Origin of the sequence: Trinickia sp. (assembly GCF_051953405.1) — a bacterium.
Classification (GTDB): domain Bacteria; phylum Pseudomonadota; class Gammaproteobacteria; order Burkholderiales; family Burkholderiaceae; genus Trinickia.
The window spans coordinates 17,257-36,952 of the sequence record NZ_JBQCIV010000061.1 but is presented as its reverse complement, the minus strand read 5'-3'; the positions used below and the strand labels follow the sequence as shown (position 1 = coordinate 36,952).

18 protein-coding genes are annotated in these 19,696 nt (G+C 63.4%); 2 read left to right on the top strand and 16 right to left on the bottom strand.

Annotated features, from left to right (window positions below; all coding sequences use genetic code 11):
• The 4 genes from ACTHN9_RS09930 to nudB all read right to left on the bottom strand — a co-directional run.
• On the bottom strand, positions 1-131 hold a 131-nt coding region (locus tag ACTHN9_RS09930; RefSeq protein ID WP_440536589.1), incomplete at its 3' end, for an acyl-CoA dehydrogenase N-terminal domain-containing protein.
• 77 nt (positions 132-208) lie between these two features.
• Positions 209-889: a TetR/AcrR family transcriptional regulator gene (locus ACTHN9_RS09925; RefSeq protein WP_440536587.1), complete on the bottom strand. Its 681-nt coding sequence runs from the start codon at positions 887-889 to the stop codon at positions 209-211.
• A gap of 128 nt (positions 890-1,017) precedes the next feature.
• Positions 1,018-2,298, bottom strand: a complete 1,281-nt coding sequence (locus ACTHN9_RS09920) for a phospholipase D-like domain-containing protein (RefSeq protein ID WP_440536586.1) — start codon at positions 2,296-2,298, stop codon at positions 1,018-1,020.
• Positions 2,295-2,807: a dihydroneopterin triphosphate diphosphatase gene (nudB, locus tag ACTHN9_RS09915; RefSeq protein WP_440536585.1), complete on the bottom strand. Its 513-nt coding sequence runs from the start codon at positions 2,805-2,807 to the stop codon at positions 2,295-2,297. The genes ACTHN9_RS09920 and nudB overlap by 4 nt, the downstream gene beginning before the upstream one ends.
• A 415-nt stretch (positions 2,808-3,222) precedes the next feature.
• Here nudB and ACTHN9_RS09910 point away from each other — a divergent pair, with 415 nt between their 5' ends.
• Together ACTHN9_RS09910 and ACTHN9_RS09905 are read left to right on the top strand one after the other, a co-directional pair.
• A complete protein-coding gene (locus ACTHN9_RS09910; RefSeq protein WP_440536584.1) occupies positions 3,223-4,920 on the top strand; it encodes a S10 family serine carboxypeptidase-like protein in 1,698 nt (565 codons plus the stop codon).
• 67 nt (positions 4,921-4,987) lie between these two features.
• A complete protein-coding gene (locus ACTHN9_RS09905) occupies positions 4,988-5,377 on the top strand; it encodes a hypothetical protein (protein ID WP_440536583.1) in 390 nt (129 codons plus the stop codon).
• 68 nt (positions 5,378-5,445) lie between these two features.
• Here the strand turns inward: ACTHN9_RS09905 and ACTHN9_RS09900 are convergent, their stop codons facing one another.
• From ACTHN9_RS09900 to ACTHN9_RS09845, 12 genes are all read right to left on the bottom strand, one after another.
• The gene (locus tag ACTHN9_RS09900) at positions 5,446-6,117 is read right to left on the bottom strand and encodes a hypothetical protein (protein WP_440536582.1); all 672 of its coding nucleotides are present in this window, start codon (positions 6,115-6,117) and stop codon (positions 5,446-5,448) included.
• A gap of 382 nt (positions 6,118-6,499) precedes the next feature.
• Positions 6,500-8,302: an aspartate--tRNA ligase gene (gene aspS / locus ACTHN9_RS09895; RefSeq protein WP_440536581.1), complete on the bottom strand. Its 1,803-nt coding sequence runs from the start codon at positions 8,300-8,302 to the stop codon at positions 6,500-6,502.
• Between the two features lie 70 nt (positions 8,303-8,372).
• A complete protein-coding gene (locus ACTHN9_RS09890) occupies positions 8,373-9,020 on the bottom strand; it encodes a DUF502 domain-containing protein (RefSeq protein ID WP_440536580.1) in 648 nt (215 codons plus the stop codon).
• Positions 9,021-9,179: 159 nt separating this feature from the next.
• Entirely contained in the window at positions 9,180-9,512 is a 333-nt protein-coding gene (locus ACTHN9_RS09885; protein WP_440536579.1) for an FmdB family zinc ribbon protein, read from the bottom strand.
• 295 nt (positions 9,513-9,807) lie between these two features.
• Positions 9,808-10,458, bottom strand: coding sequence for a methyltransferase domain-containing protein (locus tag ACTHN9_RS09880; RefSeq protein WP_440536578.1), 651 nt, complete (start codon positions 10,456-10,458; stop codon positions 9,808-9,810).
• Positions 10,459-10,462: 4 nt separating this feature from the next.
• Positions 10,463-12,040 carry a ubiquinone biosynthesis regulatory protein kinase UbiB gene (gene ubiB, locus ACTHN9_RS09875; protein ID WP_440536577.1) on the bottom strand — a complete coding sequence of 526 codons (1,578 nt, stop codon included), beginning with the start codon at positions 12,038-12,040 and terminating at the stop codon, positions 10,463-10,465.
• 14 nt (positions 12,041-12,054) lie between these two features.
• Complete coding sequence (locus ACTHN9_RS09870; RefSeq protein WP_440536576.1) at positions 12,055-12,681, bottom strand: ubiquinone biosynthesis accessory factor UbiJ; 627 nt, start codon at positions 12,679-12,681, stop codon at positions 12,055-12,057.
• 125 nt (positions 12,682-12,806) lie between these two features.
• Positions 12,807-13,811 (bottom strand): Tim44 domain-containing protein, encoded by a 1,005-nt coding sequence (locus tag ACTHN9_RS09865; protein WP_440536575.1) that lies wholly within the window; start codon positions 13,809-13,811, stop codon positions 12,807-12,809.
• A gap of 36 nt (positions 13,812-13,847) precedes the next feature.
• Entirely contained in the window at positions 13,848-14,579 is a 732-nt protein-coding gene (gene ubiE, locus ACTHN9_RS09860; protein WP_440536574.1) for a bifunctional demethylmenaquinone methyltransferase/2-methoxy-6-polyprenyl-1,4-benzoquinol methylase UbiE, read from the bottom strand.
• Between the two features lie 24 nt (positions 14,580-14,603).
• A complete protein-coding gene (locus ACTHN9_RS09855) occupies positions 14,604-15,017 on the bottom strand; it encodes a gamma-butyrobetaine hydroxylase-like domain-containing protein (RefSeq protein ID WP_440536573.1) in 414 nt (137 codons plus the stop codon).
• 68 nt (positions 15,018-15,085) lie between these two features.
• Positions 15,086-15,514 carry an HIT family protein gene (locus ACTHN9_RS09850; protein ID WP_440536588.1) on the bottom strand — a complete coding sequence of 143 codons (429 nt, stop codon included), beginning with the start codon at positions 15,512-15,514 and terminating at the stop codon, positions 15,086-15,088.
• Between the two features lie 88 nt (positions 15,515-15,602).
• A complete protein-coding gene (locus ACTHN9_RS09845) occupies positions 15,603-19,625 on the bottom strand; it encodes a DUF3683 domain-containing protein (protein WP_440536572.1) in 4,023 nt (1,340 codons plus the stop codon).
• Positions 19,626-19,696: the final 71 nt, after the last annotated feature.

Sequence of the window (19,696 nt, the reverse complement as noted above, 5' to 3'; positions counted from 1 at the left end):
TCGAGCACTTGGTTGATCGTGTCGGCATCGAGATCGGCGTGCTTGGGCATGCCTTTGACTTCGTTTTCGACGTTCAGCAGTTCGTGCAGCACGAATTGCATGTCGCGCAGCGGCGCGGCGTACTGACCCATGACTTCCTCCAAAGGTTTGCAGCGGTACAGATCGAGCCGTCGGTGGCAGTCAGTGCGCCGGGTAGGAGCCTTGCTGACTAACGGCTTTCGCTCTGTGACAAATTGCCCCCACGTTCGCTTCGCTCACTGTCCCCCGCAGGGGCATCGGCGCGCTGGGGACGGCCCGGCGCGCTCTGATACGAATCGATCGTTTTTTCCAGCGCGGCCCACGTGAGACGCGCGGCATCGGGTAGATGCAAAAAGCGCGCGTCGTGGTGCAGACCGAGCGTGAAGCTATACAGTTCGAACAGCATCAGGTTCGGATCGGTATCCGAGCGCAGATGCCCTTGCTCAACAGCTTGCGAAATGGCCCGCAGCAACGCCGCCCGCCAGGTCGAGACGCTCAGCACGAGCTGCTCGCGCACGGGGTTGTCGCCGCGGTCGTCGTATTCGACGGCGCCGCTAATGTAGATGCACCCCGTCTTGACCTCCTGGATGCGCCGCTCCATCCAGCGGCCCAGCATCGCGCGCAATCTCGGCAAGCCGCGCGGCTCGCGCAGGCTCGGGAAAAACACCTCCTCCTCGAAACGGCGGTGGTATTCGCGGACAACCTCGACTTGCAAGTCTTCGCGCGAGCCGAAATGCGCAAAAACCCCGCTTTTGCTCATCTGCATACGCTCGGCCAGCAAGCCGATCGTCAAGCCCTCGAGCCCGTTACGGCTCGCCAGATCGAGCGCCGCATCGAGAATCGCTGCGCGCGTTTGTTCACCTTTTCGCATGGCCTCTATACCGTTCTTCTGCCTGTGCTATCAAAATAGAACGGCCGTACTATTATTGAGCGCGGCCGCCCCCGAAACAAGGACTTTATTAGAAACCGGAATCTAACTGAGCGGGCCTGCGATCGGCCCTAGTCGTAGCCGCCGACCGTCAGCAGTTTCATGACGGCTCGATAGGCCGCGTACGCGAGCCAGTTCGTCAGCCGCGCGGGCCAGGGCCGCGCGGCGTAGCAGGCGGGATCGATCGGTCGTGCCTCGTCGAAGGCGGCCAAGATTGCCTCGCGCAATTGGCCGATTTCGGGGTGTTCGATCAGCACGACGTTCGCTTCGTTGTTGAGGACGAGGCTCAAGGCGTCCAGGTTCGACGAACCCACCGTCGCCCAGTTGGAATCGACGACGGCTACTTTACCGTGCAACAGCGTTTTTTCATATTCGGCGATACGCGCGCCAGCCGCGAGAAAGGTCCGGTAAAGATAGGGCACGGCGCGATCGAGCGCGGCGAATTCCTTGCGCCCGATCAGCAAGCGCACCTGAACGCCGCGTCGGGCCGCGGCCACCAAGGCGCGTCTGAGCCGCCGCCCCGGCACGAAGTAGGGATTGGCCAGCAAGATTTCATGTCGTGCGCGGCCGATGGCGACGAGATACGCCTTTTCGATCGCGCGCCGATTCACGAGGTTGTCGCGCGCGATAAACGCCACGCTCGGTGCCTTGAGCGCACGGTCGGCCGGGTGCCCCGACCGCCTAAAGGGCGCGAACACGCCGGCCGCCGTCGCTTCGGCGCGAAGGACCAAGGCGCGCGACACCGAAGCCGCGTAGGGCCGATGGCCGAGCGCTAAGCGTCGCCACTGCGTATCCAATGCGGCTTTGATGCGGGCGACGACGGGGCCCGTCAGTTCGACCGCAAAGTCCCAGCGCGGATGCGCGAGACGGCCGCCGGCAGCCGCGTAATCGTCGACGACGTTGATGCCGCCGCAGAAAGCGACGCGCTCGTCGACGAGCGCGAGCTTGCGATGCGTCCGCGACAATCCGAAGCGCCCGAACAGGCCGACACCGAACCAGCCGGCGTTATAGATCCGATGCGCGACGCCGGCCGCCTTCCATTCGTCGAACAACGCGAGCCGCCCTGTCCCCAAGCCGTCCGTGATCACGCGAACGCGCACACCGCGTCTTGCTGCGCGCACGAGTGCGTCGGACACGGAGCGGCCGACTTCGTCGTCGCAAAAGATGTAAGTCTCGAGCGCGACGCATTCGCGTGCGGCATCGATATGGGCAATCAGCGCGCGAAAGTATTCGGCACCGCTGTCGAAGAGCCGTACTTGATTATCGGCGGTAAAGGCGAGCCGCCAGGCGCGGCGCCGCGAGACGAGCGCAGCGCCGATGCGCGCGAGCCGACGCGCGCCACGGCCGCTCATGCTTGGCTTGGCGGCTGCTGCGAAGCAGGTTCGGCCGCGACACGCGCGCGCAGGCGGCGCGGGAGTTGCAAGATCGCGTCGCGATTGGACGAGGAAAAGCAGCGCGCGGCCGCCTGCTCGTACGGCAGCCACTGATAGGCGGTGTGCTCGCGCGGAGCAAGTGCGACTTCCAGCGGGTAGGGCACCTCTAGCCCGAACCAATGCTCGACATTGCGGGTCACGCCTTCGGCGTAGCGGTGCCGCCATACGGGGTAGATCTCGTATTCGATTCGCTCGCCCCAATCGACGAGCGCATCCATCGGCACGAGCGGCCCGCCGACGACGATTCCCGTCTCCTCGGCCACTTCGCGTATGGCCGTTTCGGCGAGCGGTTCGTCGATCCGATCTTTCGAGCCGGTGACCGACTGCCAAAACGCCGGCCGATCGGCGCGCTCGATGATGAGCACGTCGAGCGCCGGTGTGTAGATGACGACGAGGACCGATTCGGGAATCTTCGGCGGTTTTTGCATGGTGTTCGATTCAATGGCGATTTGCCCATCAGCATAGCGCAGCGGCTGCCTGGCCGGCGCACGCGGCGCGCAGGGCGCACCAATGCGCGAACGGTTCGTGCCGACGCGCGCAATCGAACCGAATGCCTAGAGGCAAACCTCCACCCGCTCCTCGTCTGCATTTTCGTGTCGGAAACCCTGGCCGGCGACCAGGCGCCGCGTGCCGTTGACGCTATTCACCGCAACGCGCGATACAAAACTCGACACAACTCGACACAATTCAACAGCTCACCCCGTTGACTCGCGCATTTTTTATTCTTACGATTTATCAAAATAAATTAGATAATAAATTCAATTCCCCTTGACCGAGGGCTTGCCGCTTGCCTTTTCGCTGTACCTATTCGTTGAATAATTAGAATTTCAAATAAGGATAAAGATGAAAGGAAAGAGCACCAAGAACGGCGCCGGGATCGGCCCCGTCGCACGGCGTGTAGGAGGGACAACGCTGGCTTTGGGCATCCTTGCACTGGCCGGATGCGGCGGTGGCGGAGACAGCGTCAGCACGACTCCGGTGGCCGCCGATCAAACCTTCACCGATAACGTCGCCTATTCGCCGAATGCGGGCGATTCATTACCGGCGTCGCAAGTGACGGAACGCGCAGCCGTGATGCATCACCAATGGCTGGCCGGAAAACAGACCGTTCCTTATACAACCACTACCGGACACTTGACCGCGTCCGATTTGAACGGCAATCCGGAAGCGACGATGTCGTACGTCGCTTATACCGCGCAAAATACGGGAAGCACGCCGCGCCCCGTTACGTTTTTCTATAACGGCGGTCCGGGATCGTCTTCGATTTGGCTGCGTCTCGGCTCCTTCGCGCCGACCCGCGTCGCGACGCCCGACCCGCTGATGACCAACTGGCCGAACTTCCCCGTCATCGATAACGCGGAGAGTCTGATCGGCACGACCGACATGGTGTTTATCGATCCGCCGGGTACCGGTTTGTCGGAGGCGATTTCCCCGAACACGAACAAGACGTTCTGGGGCTCCGATCCCGACGTGCAGGTGATGCGCGATTTCATCCGCCGCTATATCGCCGTGAACAACCTGAAGGGCGCGCCGCTGTATTTGTACGGCGAATCGTACGGCACGCCGCGCACGGACATGCTCGCGCTGTCGCTCGAATCGGCAGGGGTGCCGCTGACCGGTATCGTGCTGCAATCCTCGATCCTGAACTACATGGCCTCGACCGGCGATACGTCGGCCGGGTCGTTCCCGTCGTATGCGGCGGTTGCGGCGTACTACAACCTGGTCTCGCCGTCGCCGACGAATCTCGGTGCCTACTCGCAGCAAATTCGGAACTTCGTCGCCGCGCAGTATTCGCCGATCGTGCAGTACTCGACGGCGGCGCAACAGGTGACGATCCCGAGCACCACGCTCAGCGCTTGGTCGTCGCAGACGAATTTGTCGCCCGCCACGCTGAACGCGTACTTCCAGTACTTCTACGATACCGAAGCCTCTTTCGGCCAAACGACGCTCGTGCCGGGCACGACGATCGGCCGCTACGACGGACGCGTTTCATTGCCGAACAGCGATGCGCGCCTCGTCGCCGACAACGATCCGTCCGACATCCTGATCACGCAGCCGTTCACGACCGCGCTCGCATCGCAGATGCCGACCTATCTCGGGTACCAAGCGCCGAATGCGACGTATCAGACGCTCAACGATAAGATCATCGGCGTGTGGAACTTTAGTCACGGCGGCAAGCCGCAACCGGACACGATTCCCGATTTGCTCGCGGCGTTGATGCTCAATCCGCAACTGAAGGTGCTGGCGTCGAACGGCTATCACGATCTGGCGACGCCCTACTTCGAGACGGAGAAGGAACTCGCGCGGCTTCAGACGGTGAAGGGTTTGAGTCCGAACATTCAGCTCACCTTCTACCAGGGCGGCCACATGATCTATCTGGACAACGTTGCGCGGCCCCAGATGCAGGCGGATCTCGTGTCGTACTACCAGAGCAAGCCGATCTCCACCGCGGTGACGCTCGCGCAATTGGCGGCGCCCTGGCCCGATCAAAGCCCGGCGAACCAGCCGACGGTGGCGACGGCAGCCAAGACCGCTCCCTGATTCGAATGCCGAGCGAGGCCGATCGACCGGACGCTCGCTCGCGACCTTTCCTTTTGCGAGTAACGTTATGTCCCAGATTGCATTGTTGAGCCGCGCGTCGTTGGCCGCTGCGCTCCTTCTCGGCGCCGGGGGCGCCTTCGCGGCGTCGCTGCAGGCCGTTTCGCCCGCCACGCCGCTGCCGGGTGCCGGTGTAGATGGCCCGTTCATTCAGCGCGGGGCGCACGCGTCGGCCACCGCCCCGACGACCGGTGCGGCGCTCGTGCAGGAGGCTCGCGCTCGTCTGGCGACGAGCCTCGGTGAAAACCGCGCATTTAGTCACGATGCGCAAATCACGCAGGCACAGGCACAGGCGAATGGGCTGGGGTATGTGGCCCAGCATTTTCAGGAAATCGACACCGCGAATAGCGGCAAGGTCTCGCTGAAGCAGGTGCAGCAGTATTTGCAGCAGCAACAGTAGGTGGAGGGTTTCGCCGGCCGCCGGAGTCGGGGCGGCCGGGATGCCGGGGTGGCTACGGCTCCCCGTTTTCAATTTTTGCCGCTGCGCTCAGTCGGACGTGGAAATGGGTCGACGAGATCTGCAGAATGCACCCACCCTGTCGTTACGCGGCCATCCCCATTTGGCCTTGGATCCGAGTAGCGCACGTACGAGAACGTACCGCGCGCCCGCAACACGACAACACCATCCCACTTCAGCAGAAATCCTTTTCTGCGGAGGAAATTTCCACCTCGAAAATCGTAGCATGGCGTCTTCTCACCTACCATCCTGATCCCGAGAGCGGGAATCCTTTTTAATATTGCATAGCGTTCCGCTCGAATATCAGGAGGATCGAATTCAAAAACCCCCTCAGCGTTTCCGCATCCCGCCTGCGGTTTAGACGTTCTGATGACCCATTCTTCCTCACTCGCATAGAGACGTCCATCTATGTCGAAAGCCTTATTTCTATCAGAGAAGGCAAACGAGCGATCGCTCGGAACAAAGGTCGTGATCTTTTTCACTGAATAGTCAGCCCTTTTCGCGGACCCAGCCTCCTGCCCCGGCTCAAAAAATAGGAAGGTACACGAGGTCTGCCCATCGGTCGCGGAATAAAATCCTGACAGTCCAGCAGCATCTCGATAGCCGACAAGGTATGGAGAATCGAACAAGATCGCCTGCCCGGCGAGCACGGATTTTACAAACGACAGGGCGACTAACGTCAAACAATATTTACTGGGGTTTCGCATTAGAAGTCCCGGAGATTTTTTGCGCATTCCGAATTTCTCACTCCAACCGCCACTACCGTAACCGGTCTTCGCTCAGCGGGATATCTAGTCTGGCTAATCGACGCGATTACGCGTTACAGCCATCGACCGTCTCGAAGCGATCGGATTGGCCCACGCAGCGTGCCCTAGATCGAATCGCCACTCGCAGCGGCCGTCAGCGCGGGGGCACGAATGGCGCTCGATATAAAACAAAGGCCCCAAGATTGGATTGCGTCCAATCTTGGGGCCGGGCGATGTGGCTTGTGCGACATGACATCCGCCGCCAACGGTCCAAGGGCGTCCAAGCGCCCTTGTCCTCAGCGACTAGCGCCGCAGCATGTTAAGCCTTCGGCTGCTCCGGCTGACGCAAGCGAATATGCAGCTCGCGCAATTGCCGCTCGTCCACGGCGCTCGGTGCCTGCGTCAGCAGACACTGCGCACGCTGGGTCTTCGGGAACGCGATGACGTCGCGAATCGAATCCGCCCCGGCCATCATCGTGACGATCCGATCGAGCCCGAATGCGATCCCACCATGCGGCGGCGCGCCGTATTGCAACGCATCGAGCAAGAAGCCGAACTTCGCACGCGCTTCTTCATCGTTGATCTTCAGCGCACGGAACACCTTGCTCTGCACGTCCTCGCGATAGATCCGCACCGAACCGCCGCCGATTTCCCAGCCGTTCAGCACCATGTCGTACGCCTTGGCCAAGCAACGGCCCGGATCCGTTTCGAGGAACTCGAGATGTTCATCCTTCGGGCTCGTGAACGGATGGTGGGCCGCCACGTAGCGCGCCTCTTCCTCGTCGTATTCGAACATCGGGAAGTCGATCACCCACAGCGGCTTCCAGCCCGCTTCGACCAGACCGTTCGCCTTGCCGAAATCCGAATGACCGATCTTTAGGCGCAACGCACCGAGGCTGTCGTTGACCACCTTCGCACGATCCGCCGCGAAGAAAATGATGTCGCCGTCTTGCGCACCCGTGCGCTCGAGGATCGCCGCGATCGCCGCGTCATGCAGATTCTTGACGATCGGGCTTTGCAGACCGTCACGCCCCTTCGCCGCTTCGTTGACCTTGATCCAAGCCAACCCCTTCGCACCGTAGATACGCACGAATTCGGTGTAGCCGTCGATGTCGCCACGCGTAAGCTCGCCGCCCTTCGGCACGCGCAACGCCGCCACGCGGCCGTCCTTCGTGTTGGCCGGCGCGCTGAACACCTTGAATTCGACGTCCTTCATCGCATCGGTCAGCTCCGTGAACTCGAGCTTCACGCGCAGATCGGGCTTGTCCGAACCGAAACGCGCCATCGCCTCGGAGTACTGCATCACCGGGAACGTGGCGTCGAGCGTGACGCCGATCGTCTCCTTGAAGACGTGGCGGATCATTTGCTCGAACAGATCGCGAATTTCCTGTTCGCTCAGGAACGACGTTTCGCAGTCGATTTGCGTGAATTCGGGCTGGCGATCGGCGCGCAAATCTTCGTCGCGGAAGCACTTCACGATCTGGTAGTAGCGATCGAAGTTCGCCACCATCAAAAGCTGCTTGAACAGCTGCGGCGACTGCGGCAACGCGAAAAATTGCCCGGCGTTCACGCGCGACGGCACGAGATAATCGCGCGCGCCTTCCGGCGTGCTCTTCGTGAGCATCGGCGTTTCGATATCGATGAACCCTTGCGCATCGAGATACTTGCGCACTTCCATCGCGACGCGATAACGCAAACGCAAGTTGTTCTGCATCTGCGGACGACGCAGATCGAGCACGCGATGCGTGAGGCGCGTCGTTTCGGACAGGTTGTCGTCGTCGAGCTGGAACGGCGGGGTAACCGACGCGTTGAGCACGGTCAGCTCATGACAGAGCACTTCGACCTTGCCGCTCTTCAGACCGGCGTTGACGGTGCCTTCGGGACGATTGCGCACCACACCCACGACGCGCACGCAAAATTCGTTGCGCACGCCTTCGGCGATCTTGAACATCTCGGCGCGATCGGGATCGCACACCACTTGAACGAGCCCTTCGCGATCGCGCAGGTCGATGAAAATGACGCCGCCGTGATCGCGCCGGCGATGCACCCAGCCGCACAGCGACACGGTTTGGCCCATCAGGTGTTCGGTCACCAGACCGCAGTATTCAGATCTCATCGACATGGTATTCGTCTTTCGTTTGGCATTAGGGAGCAGCGCGCGCGGCTAAGGCTCGCGGCGCGGCGGCATTGCATTAAAGGGGCGGCTCGACCGGGCGGCGCACCGGCGCACTCGCCGGCGCTTGCGGGGCGACTACGCCCATCGAGACGATGTACTTGAGCGCGGCATCGACCGTCATATCGAGTTCGATCACTTCCGCTTTCGGAACCATCAGAAAGAAGCCCGAGGTTGGGTTCGGCGTCGTCGGCACATAGACGCTCACGTGCTCTTCCTGCAAATGATTGAGGACATCGCCGCCCGGCGTACCCGTCAGGAACGCGATGGTATAGGAGCCGCGCCGCGGGTATTCGATCAGGAGCGCCTTGCGAAACGCATTCCCGCTACTGGAAAGCAGCGTGTCCGACACCTGCTTCACGCTCGTATAGAGCGGACCGACGATCGGAATATGGCGCAGGATCGCGTCCCACCACGTCACGAGCTTTTGCCCGACGAAGTTCTGCGTGAACAGCCCGACGATGAAGATGAACGCGAGCGTCAGCAGTGCACCGACGCCGGGCAGCCGAAAGCCCAACAGCTTCTCGGGTTGCCACGACGCCGGAAGCAGCAGCAGCGTCTGGTCCATCGTGCCGATGACGAGCCCCAGCACCCACAGCGTAATTGCCAAGGGGACGAGGACCAGTAGGCCGGTCAGGAACACGGATTTGAGCGTCGTCTTTTTCATGTATACCGTCAGGGAACCGCTTGGGAATGAATCGGCGCGCATGCTCGTGCCGCCCCGCGCTCAAGGCTCGATGCGTGCGACAACGCCCAGACCGCTTCGACCTGCGCCGCGGCGCGAAGCCAGGCCTCGCACCGCGCGGCGCACGCCGCAATCGGCCGCTTAGGCGTCCGATGCCGCCGACGTGCTCGTACTGGCCGGTTGGGCGCTGCTGCTGGCCGTATCCGACTTCGTCTCGGCCTTCGCCTCGGGCTTCGAGTCCGCCTTGGCGGCGGCAGAACCGTTCGCGGCCGCTCCGTTGGCGCCGTTCGAGCCGCCACGGAAATCGGTGACGTACCACCCCGAGCCCTTCAGCTGAAAGCCGGCGGCGGTCACCTGCTTACGAAACGAGTCCTTTTCGCAGTGCGGACACTGCGTCAGCGGCGCGTCGCTCATCTTCTGGAGCACGTCTTTCTCGAAGCCGCACGATTCGCAACGGTAGGCGTAGATCGGCATGATTCTTTTCCCGACTATTTCCGACAAAAAAACGGTTAAGCGCTTGCAAAGCGTTGAATTATAGCCGCAAATAGCGGCTGCCCGGCTCGCGAGGCGCTGCGTGCGCGTTCGCGCTCGAGCCCGGCGCTTGCCGATGCTCGACCGGCGAGATCGGCGCACCGCATGCGCCGGCGCTGCGACGCCGCAACGCCGCGGCGCGCGGCCTCGTTGCGCCACCCGCCAGATGGGGGCGGCGATGACCAAAATCAACCCCGCCTACAGGCATCCCAACGCGCCCGCGTTTGGCACGCGCCGATCAGCGCCTGCGCCAACTCATCCAGCGCTCGCGTCCGGCGAACACGGGAATCGAATCGGCCACCGGTTCGTCCTCGATCAACTCGAACGACGGGCCGAGCAGCGCGTCCAACGCCGCACGTGCAATGCCGAACGGGGGGCCCTTGGGCGTGTCGTCGAAAAAGAAAAACCCGGCGAGCACGCCGCCCGGCTCGAGCAGTTCGGCCATCCGCGCGGCATAATCGGCACGGCGAGCCGGCGGCAAGGCGCAGAGAAACGCCCGCTCGTACACCCACGCCGGGACGAACGGCGGCCGATAAGTGAAGAAATCGGCTTGCTCGACAAGTGCCGCATCCGCCCCGAGTTGCGCGCGAGCGGCAGCAACGGCGTCCGCTGAAAAATCGATCGCGCGCACGCTCCATCCGGCCTGGGCGAGCCAGCGGGCTTCGTGCGCGCTGCCGCAGCCGGGAATCAAAACGGGCCGCGGCGCTGTGCGCGCGGCGAAGGCGGCGAACGCGGCGGGCACACCGGCTTGGTCCCACGGGGTGAACCCCTTCCGAAAGCGCTCGTCCCAAAAGGCGGCCGTGTTCGGATCGCGGGTGGAAAACGTCGGTGCGCCACCGGCGGCGGACGACGCCGAGGACGGCCGTTCGGATGACGACGGTTTGTTCATCGCATCAAGCCCCATAGGCCAAAGCAAGCCAAGCGCGCGCGACGAGCGCGCCAACGCCAACCGCCACGCCGAATATCAGCAGCGCCTGCAAGAGCCGGTTGGTGCGCTTCTGCTCCAGGAGCAAAAGCTTGATCGCGGCGTCCTGCGTGCCGTGTTTGGCATCGTGCCGCTCGGCGAGCACGTGATGAACGAGACGCGGCAGTTGCGGCAGTGTCTTGCTCCATTGCGGCATCTCCACCTTGAGCCGTTCGTACCATCCGCGCCAGCCGATCTGCTCGTTCATCCACCGCTCGAGGTACGGCTTGGCCGTCTTCCACAGGTCGAGTTCGGGGTCGAGCGAGCGGCCGAGCCCCTCCACGTTGAGCATCGTCTTTTGCAGCAAGACGAGTTGCGGCTGGATCTCGACGTTGAAGCGGCGCGAGGTGGAAAAGAGGCGCAGCAGCACCTGCCCGAGCGAGATGTCTTTGAGCGCCCGATCGAAATAGGGCTCGCACACCGCGCGAATCGCGCTTTCCAGTTCTTCGACGCGTGTGGTGGGCGGCACCCAGCCCGACTCCAAGTGCAGCGTGGCCACGCGATGGTAGTCGCGCTTGAAGAACGCGAGAAAGTTTTGCGCGAGATAGTTCTTATCGAAATCGGACAGCGCCCCGATGATCCCGAAATCGAGGGCGATATAACGGCCGAAATGGGCCGGGTCGAGGCTCACCTGGATGTTGCCGGGGTGCATGTCCGCGTGAAAGAAGCCGTCCCGGAACACTTGCGTGAAGAAAATCTCGACGCCTTCGCGCGCGAGCTTCGGGATATCGACGCCCGCTGCGCGCAACGTCTCGACCTGGCTGATCGGCACACCGACCATCCGTTCCATGACGAGCACGTTCTGCGTGCAGAACTCCCAATACATTTCGGGCACGAGCAGCAGATCGAGCCCGGCGAAGTTGCGGCGCAATTGGCTGCCGTTCGCCGCCTCGCGCATGAGATCGAGTTCGTCGTGCAAGTATTTGTCGAATTCGCCGACAACTTCCCGCGGCTTGAGCCGCTTGCCGTCGGCCCAAAGCCGCTCGGCCCAGACGGCCAAATCGCGCAGCAGCGCCAAATCGGAATCGATCACGGGCAGCATGTTCGGCCGCAGCACCTTGATCGCGACATCCTTGCCCGCGTGTTGGCCCGACTTCACCTTCGCGAAATGCACCTGCGCGATCGAGGCGCTGGCCACCGGCACGCGCTCGAAATCGTCGAATAGCACGTCCACGCGTGCGCCGAGCGATTTTTCGATGATTTCGATCGCCACCGCCGAATCGAACGGCGGTACTTGATCTTGCAGCTTGGCGAGTTCGACGGCGACGTCGAGCGAAAGCAGATCGCGGCGCGTCGAGAGCACTTGCCCGAATTTGACGAAGATCGGCCCAAGGCTTTCGAGGGCCAGCCGCAGCCGCACCGCGGGCGGCGACGTGTACCGGCGGCCGATCGTGCCGATGCGAACGAGGAACCGGACACGCCGATCCTTGATCCGGCTCAGCATCATTTCGTCGAGCCCGAAGCGCCAGACGGTGTAGACGATTTTGATGAAACGCAATAAACGCATGGTGGGCCCGCTCGCTATCGGACGCGACGCAAGGCGCCTGCCTGGCGCGCGAGCGTTTGCTGGTCGATGCGTTCGATGCGTTTCTCGACACGGGCGAGCGCGTCGCGCGCACGCGCGAGTTCGCTGTTGAATGCATCGAGCGACGTGCGGCGCACGAGCTGCGGGTTTTCGTCGAGCAGGTATTCGGCGATGGAATCGCGCAAGCCGCGGCCGGCGCGCAGCGCATGGCCGCCCGCCGTGCGCACGATCTCGGCGGCACGGTGGGCCGCCGCATCGCCAATGAGCTTCGCCAAGTCCTCCTCGGGTTCCCAGCGAAGATGCTCGGCCAGCTTCGCAAGCTGCGTGGCGAATTCGGCATCGCCCTCGATCTTGACGTGCTTCATGACCGCAGCCTGGCCGCCTTGCATGAAGGCCGGCAGTGCGTCGGGCGCGATGGCCAGCGAGACGTCGACGGACCGCGCATCCGTTTCGTCGACGGCGTGCAGGTAGCCGTCGGGCTCGACGGCAAGGGTCAGGGCGATCGAAGAAAACGCGAGACGGGCCGTCTTGCCTGCATACGGCGCGAGGCGGTCGCGCGCCCACGTTTCGCGAGCGAGCAAGTGATTGACGGCGGCGGCAAAGGGCTTGGCGGCAAGAGTCATCGGGGAGCAATAAAAAGCCCGCGCGGGCGGCAGCCGACGCGGGCCTCTATTGTAGCGCCCGATCGCCGGACGACCGACGGCGGGCGAGTGTCTTATGACGAATGGACCGGTACGTTCAACGAGGCTCAGTGCACCGTTTGTTCGATCCCGGCGAGCAACCAGCCATCGGCGCCGCGTTTGGACTTCGTCAACTGCCACGTTTCGGCGAACGGTTCCGCTTGCGCGCCCGGCGCTTCACGGATCAACCCGCTGTAGCGCACGCTCGCGACGTACTCGAAGCCGTCCTCGGCCAAGTCGATCAATTCGGCATGAAGCTGGACGACGTCGGTTCGATTACGCTCGCTGGCCCGCGCGTCGAGATCGAGCTTCAATTCGGCGAACATCTGCGGCGTGGAAAAGGCACGGATATCGGCCAGATCGCCCGCATCCCATGCGGCTTGCAGTCGCACGAAGTTGACCTTCGCATGATGGAGAAACGCGGCTTCGTCGAAATCGGCCGGGCGCGCGAACGCCGCGTGCGCCGCGCCGGCCACCCCGGCTGCGCCCGCCGGCGATGCGGCCCGCGAACCGGCGGGAACGCCGTACTCGCCGCTCGAGCCCGCGCCGCCCATCGACAATGCGCCACCCGAGGTCGCCAGCGTGGGAGCATCGCCCTTGCGGCGCAACGACAACACCTTGCGCACCAGCCAAATGCCCACCATCGCCAGCAGCGCCACGACGATCACGTTCGCCATCGCGCTGGCGAACGCGCCGCCAAGGCCGAAATGCGAGAGCAGCGCCGCGATACCGAGCCCCGCGGCCAGCCCCGCGATCGGGCCGAGCCAGCGCGAGCGCGCCGGTGCGGCAGCCGGCGCCGCCGGCGCGGTTTGCGTGCGCTGCGCTTGCGCGCCCGCGCCCGGCTGGGTGCCGGCCTGCGCCGAACGCCCCGGCTGCTGAGCCGGCGGCGCGCTATCGCGTTGCATCGTTTGAGACTGACGCCCCATGCTGCGCCCGCCGCCCATCCGTTTCGCCTCGGCGTCGAGCGTAGCGAGCGTGCCCGCCGCGATCATCGTCGCCACCGCGAAGAGCCGAATCCGCTTCGAAAAATGCCATGAAAGCTGTTTGGAAGAATCGGTGAGCGAACCGGCCATATCAGTATTCCCTATAAAAACAAGACGTTAGGGAGCCTAATACTTCGCTCCCACGTGCAAGGCTACCACGCCAGCTGACAAATTGTAATATTTGACAGCATCGAAGCCCGCCTGCTCCATCATCGTTTTCAAGGTGTCCTGGTCGGGGTGCATCCGGATCGATTCGGCAAGGTAGCGATAACTGTCCGCATCTTGCGCGAACTTGGAGCCAAGCCACGGCAACACTTTGAATGAATAGACGTCGTAGGCTTTTTTGAGCGGCTCCCACACTTTCGAGAACTCGAGCACGAGCAGACGTCCGCCGGGCTTGAGCACGCGGCGCATCTCGGAAATGGCCACTTCCTTACGCGTCATGTTGCGCAATCCGAACGCCACCGTCACGATGTCGAAGTGGTTGTCCGGGAACGGAATTTTCTCGGCGTCGCACAGCAGCGACGGCGTCACGATGCCGCGGTCCAGCAGGCGGTCGCGCCCCACGCGCAGCATCGATTCGTTGATGTCGGTATGCCACACCTCGCCTTCCGGCCCGGCCTGCTTCGCGAACGTCTTCGACAAATCGCCCGTGCCCGCGGCGATGTCGAGCACCTTGTAGCCGGGGCGTACGTTCGCCTGCGCGATCGTGAACTGCTTCCAGACGCGGTGCAGCCCGCCCGACATCAAGTCGTTCATCAGATCGTAGTTCGTGGCCACCGAGTGGAACACGCCCGCGACCTTCTTCGCTTTGTCTTGTTCCTCGACGGTCTCGAAGCCGAAGTGGGTCTTGCTCATCGCGTTTATCCTCCGCGTTTCATTTCAGTGACAGTGGCCGCGCGGCGCAGCGGGCGCCGCCATCGGCGCGTCGCGGTCGAGCCCGGCACTCGCGAGCGTGTCGAAATAGGCTCGCCAAAGCGCGTCCTGTTGCGTCGCCAGCTCGTACAGCAAATCCCAAGAATAGATGCCCGTAGCGTGGCCATCCGAGAACGTCGGTTGCAAGGCGTAATTGCCGACGCCGTCGATCGAGACGATCGTGACGTCGCGCTTGCCCGTTTGCGGCGTTTCTTGCCCCGGCCCGTGTCCGCGAACCTCGGCCGAGGGCGAGTACACGCGCATCAATTCGAAAGGAATCCGATAGCTGAGGCCGTTCGGGTAGCGCAGCTCCAACGCGCGCGATTTTGCATGAACGACGATGCTCGTGGGCACCGGCGTCTCGGGAGTCAGTCCGCTCATCTTTTGCCTCTCGTTCCAAATCGGTCGCCCGCCGCCTTCGCGCGACGTGGGCGCAGCGCCGGCGTCCGTCACTCGGGCGCCTGCGCCATTTCCTGCCGCAACGCCTCGGCGATGAGCGTGGCTTGCGCACGCCGCTGCGAGAGCAGCGCCTCCGAAACCGAGCGCTGCCGGGGCGCCCAGATCGGCAGCGGGAAATGCGCGTCGTTCGTAAAGCGCGGAATCACATGCCAGTGCACGTGCGGCACTTGATTGCCGAGGCTCGCCAGATTGACTTTATTGGGCGCGAGCACGCGTCGTACCGCGCGCTCGGTCGCGTAGACGGCGTGCATCACGCGATGGCGCTCGCCCGGCTGCAAATCCGAAAATTCCGCCACGTGCGCATGCCAGATCACACGGCAAAAGCCCGGGTAATCGTGCTCGTCGGCCAGCACGACGCGCAGCGCATCGTCCTGCCAAAGCACGACCCCGCCTTCCTCACGGCAAAATACGCATTCCATCATCGTCCCTTGGCTCAAGCCTGCATCGGTCGGCGCGTTCGGGCGTGGGCGCGCGTTGCACCAGGTAACGCCCCGTGCATGGGCGCTATTACACCAGTACGCGCTCGATCCCGCCATTGTTCGCGTGCTCGACGTACTCGGCCATCCAGTTCTCGCCCAGGACGTGCCGCGCCATTTCCACGACGATGTAATCGGCTTCGATGCCCGCATCCTCGTTGTAACGCGACAGACCTTGCAAGCACGACGGGCAGCTCGTCAGCACCTTGACGTCGGCCGCGCCGTTGCCGGCAGGCGACACCTCGGCGCCCGCCGACGTCACCGGAATCTCGCGCAGCTTGGCCGCCCCCTTGCGAATTTCTTCTTCCTTGCGGAAGCGCACCTGCGTCGAAATGTCGGGCCGCGCCACGGCGAACGTGCCCGATTCGCCGCAGCAGCGTTCGTTCTTGGCGATCTTGTAGCCGTCGTGCTCCGCGCCCATCAGTTCGTTCACGAGCTTCACCGGATCCATCGTCTTGATCGGCGTATGGCACGGGTCGTGGTACATGTAGCGCGTGCCGCTCACCCCTTCGAGCTTCATCCCCTTTTCGAGCAGGAACTCGTGGATATCGATGATGCGGCAGCCCGGGAAGATCTTGTCGAATTCGTAGCCGGCAAGCTGGTCGTAGCACGTCCCGCACGAGACGACCACCGTCTTGATGTCGAGGTAGTTCAGCGTGTTGGCCACCCGGTGGAACAGCACCCGGTTGTCCGTCACGATTTTCTCGGCCTTGTCGTACTGCCCCGCGCCGCGCTGAGGGTAGCCGCAGCACAGATAGCCCGGCGGCAGCACCGTTTGCACGCCCGCCTCCCACAGCATCGCCTGCGTCGCCAGCCCCACCTGCGAGAACAGCCGCTCCGATCCGCATCCCGGGAAATAGAAGACGGCTTCCGAATCGACGGTGGTCGTCTTGGGGTTGCGGATGATCGGAACGATCTTGTTGTCTTCGATGTCGAGCAGCGCACGCGCCGTCTTCTTCGGCAGGTTGCCCGGCATCTTCTTGTTGACGAAGTGAATCACCTGCTCGACCACGGGCGGCTTGCCCGTGGTGGCGGGCGGGTGCGCCGTCTGCTTCCTGGCGAAGTTTTTCAGCAAATCGTTGCCCAGGCGCTGTGCCTTGTAGCCGATGCCCATCATCGCCGTGCGCGCGATGTTGATCGTCTGCGGATTCGTCGCGTTCAGGAAGAACATGCCCGCGGCCGCGCCCGGGTTGAACTTCTTCTTGCCCATCTTGCGCAGCAAGTTGCGCATGTTCATCGACACGTCGCCGAAGTCGATCTTCACCGGGCAAGGCGTCGCGCACTTGTGGCAGACGGTGCAGTGGTCGGCCACGTCGTTGAACTCGTCCCAGTGCTTGATCGACACGCCGCGGCGCGTTTGTTCTTCGTACAGGAACGCTTCGATCAGCAGCGACGTCGCCAGGATCTTGTTGCGCGGGCTGTAGAGCAGATTCGCGCGCGGCACGTGGGTCGCGCACACGGGCTTGCACTTGCCGCAACGCAAGCAGTCCTTCACGGAATCGGCGATCGCACCGATGTCCGACTGCTGCATGATCAGCGATTCGTAACCCATGAGGCCGAAGCTGGGCGTATAGGCGTTGCGCAAATCCGCGCCCGGCAGCAGCTTGCCTTTGTTGAAGCGGCCTTCCGGGTCGATCCGTTCCTTGTACGCGCGGAAATCGGCAATCTCGGCGTCCGTCAGAAATTCGAGCTTCGTGATGCCGATGCCGTGCTCGCCCGAAATCACGCCGTCGAGCGAACGCGCGAGCTTCATGATGCGCTCGACCGCTTTGTGCGCGTCTTGCAGCATCTCGTAGTTATCGGAATTGACGGGGATATTCGTGTGAACGTTGCCGTCGCCCGCGTGCATGTGCAGCGCGACGAATACGCGCGCACGCAGCACCTTCTTGTGGATAGCCTGCGCCTCGTCGAGGATCGGCTTGAACTCGCCGCCGTTGAAGATTTGACGGAGTTCGGCGCGGATCTCCTGCTTCCACGATGCCCGGATCGTCCGGTCCTGCATCACGTGAAAGACGGTCGCGCCCGGCTGAGCGTCGGCGCGGTCGGCGAATTTCTCGGCCAACCCTTCGTAGCCGAGCTGCACGAGGTAATGCTGCGCCTCGCGCAGCGACAAATCGAGCTTGTCGCGCACGAAGGTCCAGCGCGCGCGCACGCGCTGGAGCAGCGCCAACGCTTGCTGCACGCGATCTTCCAAGAGTTCGGCGCTCGGGATTTCGTTGGCGTCGTCGGTCTTGCCGAGCGGCAGATTGCCGCCCTTGAAGAACGTTTCGAGCGCATCGACGAGCTGCAGCTTGTTCTTCAGCGACAGTTCGATGTTGATCCGTTCGATCCCGTCCGTGTACTCGCCCATGCGATTCAACGGAATCACGACGTCTTCGTTGATCTTGAAGGCGTTCGTGTGCTTGGCGATCGCGGCCGTGCGGCTGCGGTCGAGCCAGAATCGCTTGCGCGCCTCGGCGCTCACGGCGACAAAGCCCTCGCCGCTCTTGCCGTTGGCCATGCGGATGACCTCGGACGTGGCCGTGGCCACCGCATCGGCGTCGTCGCCGACGATGTCGCCGATCAGCACCATCTTCGGAAACGCATTGCGCTTGGATTTCGTCGCGTAGCCGACGGCGCGCAGATAGCGCTCGTCCAAGTGCTCGAGCCCGGCGAGGATCGCGCCGCCTTGTTTGGAGGTCTCGAACAGGTAGTCCTTGATCTCGACGATGCTCGGAATCGCATCGCGCGCCTGGCCGAAGAACTCGAGGCAGACGGTACGCGTATGCGCCGGCATCTTGTGCAGCACCCAGCGCGCCGACGTAATGAGCCCGTCGCAGCCTTCTTTCTGCACGCCGGGCAGGCCCGCGAGGAATTTGTCCGTCACGTCCTTGCCGAGGCCTTCCTTGCGGAAACGCCGGCCTTCGATCGAGAGGCTTTCGGTTCGCAGCAGCCGCTCGCCGGGCGCGCAATCGCCGTCGAACCATTTCAGTTCGAAGCGCGCCACGTCGACATCGTGAATCTTGCCGCGGTTGTGCTGGAGCCGCGTGACTTCGAGCCAGTTGCCCTGCGGATCGACCATGCGCCACCAGGCGAGGTTATCGAGTGCGGTGCCCCACAGCACCGCCTTCTTGCCGCCCGCGTTCATCGCGACGTTGCCGCCGATGCACGACGCGTCGAGCGAGGTCGGATCCACGGCGAACACGTACCCGGCCGCTTCGGCCGCTTCGGTGACACGGCGCGTGACGACGCCCGCGCCCGAGAAGATCGTCGGCACCTTCGCGGCCACCCCCGGCAACTCGGTCAGCTCGACCGCGCCGAGCTGTTCGAGCTTTTCCGTGTTGATGACCGCCGCAAACGGCGTGAGCGGAACCGCGCCGCCCGTATAGCCCGTGCCGCCGCCGCGCGGAATCACCGTCAGCCCGAGTTCGAAACACGCCTTGACGATGCGGGCCATCTCCGCCTCGGTGTCGGGCGTCAGCACGACGAACGGATATTCGACGCGCCAATCGGTCGCATCGGTGACGTGCGAGACGCGCGAGAGGCCGTCGAAGCGGATGTTGTCCTTCTGCGTGCAGCGTCCGAGCACCTTCGTCGCGCGACGGCGCAACTCGGCCATCGCGCCGAACTCGGCCGCAAAGGACTCGACGGCGCCGCGAGCCGCCGCGACGAGCATTTCCACGCGGGCGGCGCGCTCGCGCCCCGCTTCGTCGCCGTGCTCGGTCATATCGGCGCGGCGACGCTTCTCGATCTCGCTCAAGCGGTGATTGAGCGCCTCGATCAGCAAGGCGCGGCGCTTCGGATTGTCGAGCAAGTCGTCTTGCAGGTACGGATTGCGGCGCACCACCCAGATATCGCCCAACACCTCGTAGAGCATCCGTGCCGACCGGCCCGTGCGGCGTTCGGCGCGCAACTCGTCCAGCGCCTTCCACGCTTCGTCGCCGAGCAGGCGGATGACGATCTCGCGATCGGAGAACGAGGTGTAGTTGTACGGAATCTCGCGCAAGCGCGGTTCGGTATCGGCGGCGGCAACGGCCGCGGCGCCGTGCGGATCGAAGACTTGAGGTGCGTTCATGGTCGGACGGATCGAGAGGCCGGCCAAAGCGTCCTACGACGTTTGGGCCGGCAATGCGCGTCACGCGCAAT

Excerpts from the sequence above, each read along its gene's own strand:
- ACTHN9_RS09925 (WP_440536587.1), bottom strand. The coding sequence starts at position 889 with ATGCGAAAAGGTGAACAAACGCGCGCAGCGATTCTCGATGCGGCGCTC.
- ACTHN9_RS09920 (WP_440536586.1), bottom strand. The coding sequence starts at position 2,298 with ATGAGCGGCCGTGGCGCGCGTCGGCTCGCGCGCATCGGCGCTGCGCTC.
- nudB (WP_440536585.1), bottom strand. The coding sequence starts at position 2,807 with ATGCAAAAACCGCCGAAGATTCCCGAATCGGTCCTCGTCGTCATCTAC.
- ACTHN9_RS09910 (WP_440536584.1), top strand. The coding sequence starts at position 3,223 with ATGAAAGGAAAGAGCACCAAGAACGGCGCCGGGATCGGCCCCGTCGCA.
- ACTHN9_RS09905 (WP_440536583.1), top strand. The coding sequence starts at position 4,988 with ATGTCCCAGATTGCATTGTTGAGCCGCGCGTCGTTGGCCGCTGCGCTC.
- aspS (WP_440536581.1), bottom strand. The coding sequence starts at position 8,302 with ATGTCGATGAGATCTGAATACTGCGGTCTGGTGACCGAACACCTGATG.
- ACTHN9_RS09890 (WP_440536580.1), bottom strand. The coding sequence starts at position 9,020 with ATGAAAAAGACGACGCTCAAATCCGTGTTCCTGACCGGCCTACTGGTC.
- ACTHN9_RS09885 (WP_440536579.1), bottom strand. The coding sequence starts at position 9,512 with ATGCCGATCTACGCCTACCGTTGCGAATCGTGCGGCTTCGAGAAAGAC.
- ACTHN9_RS09880 (WP_440536578.1), bottom strand. The coding sequence starts at position 10,458 with ATGAACAAACCGTCGTCATCCGAACGGCCGTCCTCGGCGTCGTCCGCC.
- ubiB (WP_440536577.1), bottom strand. The coding sequence starts at position 12,040 with ATGCGTTTATTGCGTTTCATCAAAATCGTCTACACCGTCTGGCGCTTC.
- ACTHN9_RS09870 (WP_440536576.1), bottom strand. The coding sequence starts at position 12,681 with ATGACTCTTGCCGCCAAGCCCTTTGCCGCCGCCGTCAATCACTTGCTC.
- ACTHN9_RS09865 (WP_440536575.1), bottom strand. The coding sequence starts at position 13,811 with ATGGCCGGTTCGCTCACCGATTCTTCCAAACAGCTTTCATGGCATTTT.
- ubiE (WP_440536574.1), bottom strand. The coding sequence starts at position 14,579 with ATGAGCAAGACCCACTTCGGCTTCGAGACCGTCGAGGAACAAGACAAA.
- ACTHN9_RS09855 (WP_440536573.1), bottom strand. The coding sequence starts at position 15,017 with ATGAGCGGACTGACTCCCGAGACGCCGGTGCCCACGAGCATCGTCGTT.
- ACTHN9_RS09850 (WP_440536588.1), bottom strand. The coding sequence starts at position 15,514 with ATGGAATGCGTATTTTGCCGTGAGGAAGGCGGGGTCGTGCTTTGGCAG.
- ACTHN9_RS09845 (WP_440536572.1), bottom strand. The coding sequence starts at position 19,625 with ATGAACGCACCTCAAGTCTTCGATCCGCACGGCGCCGCGGCCGTTGCC.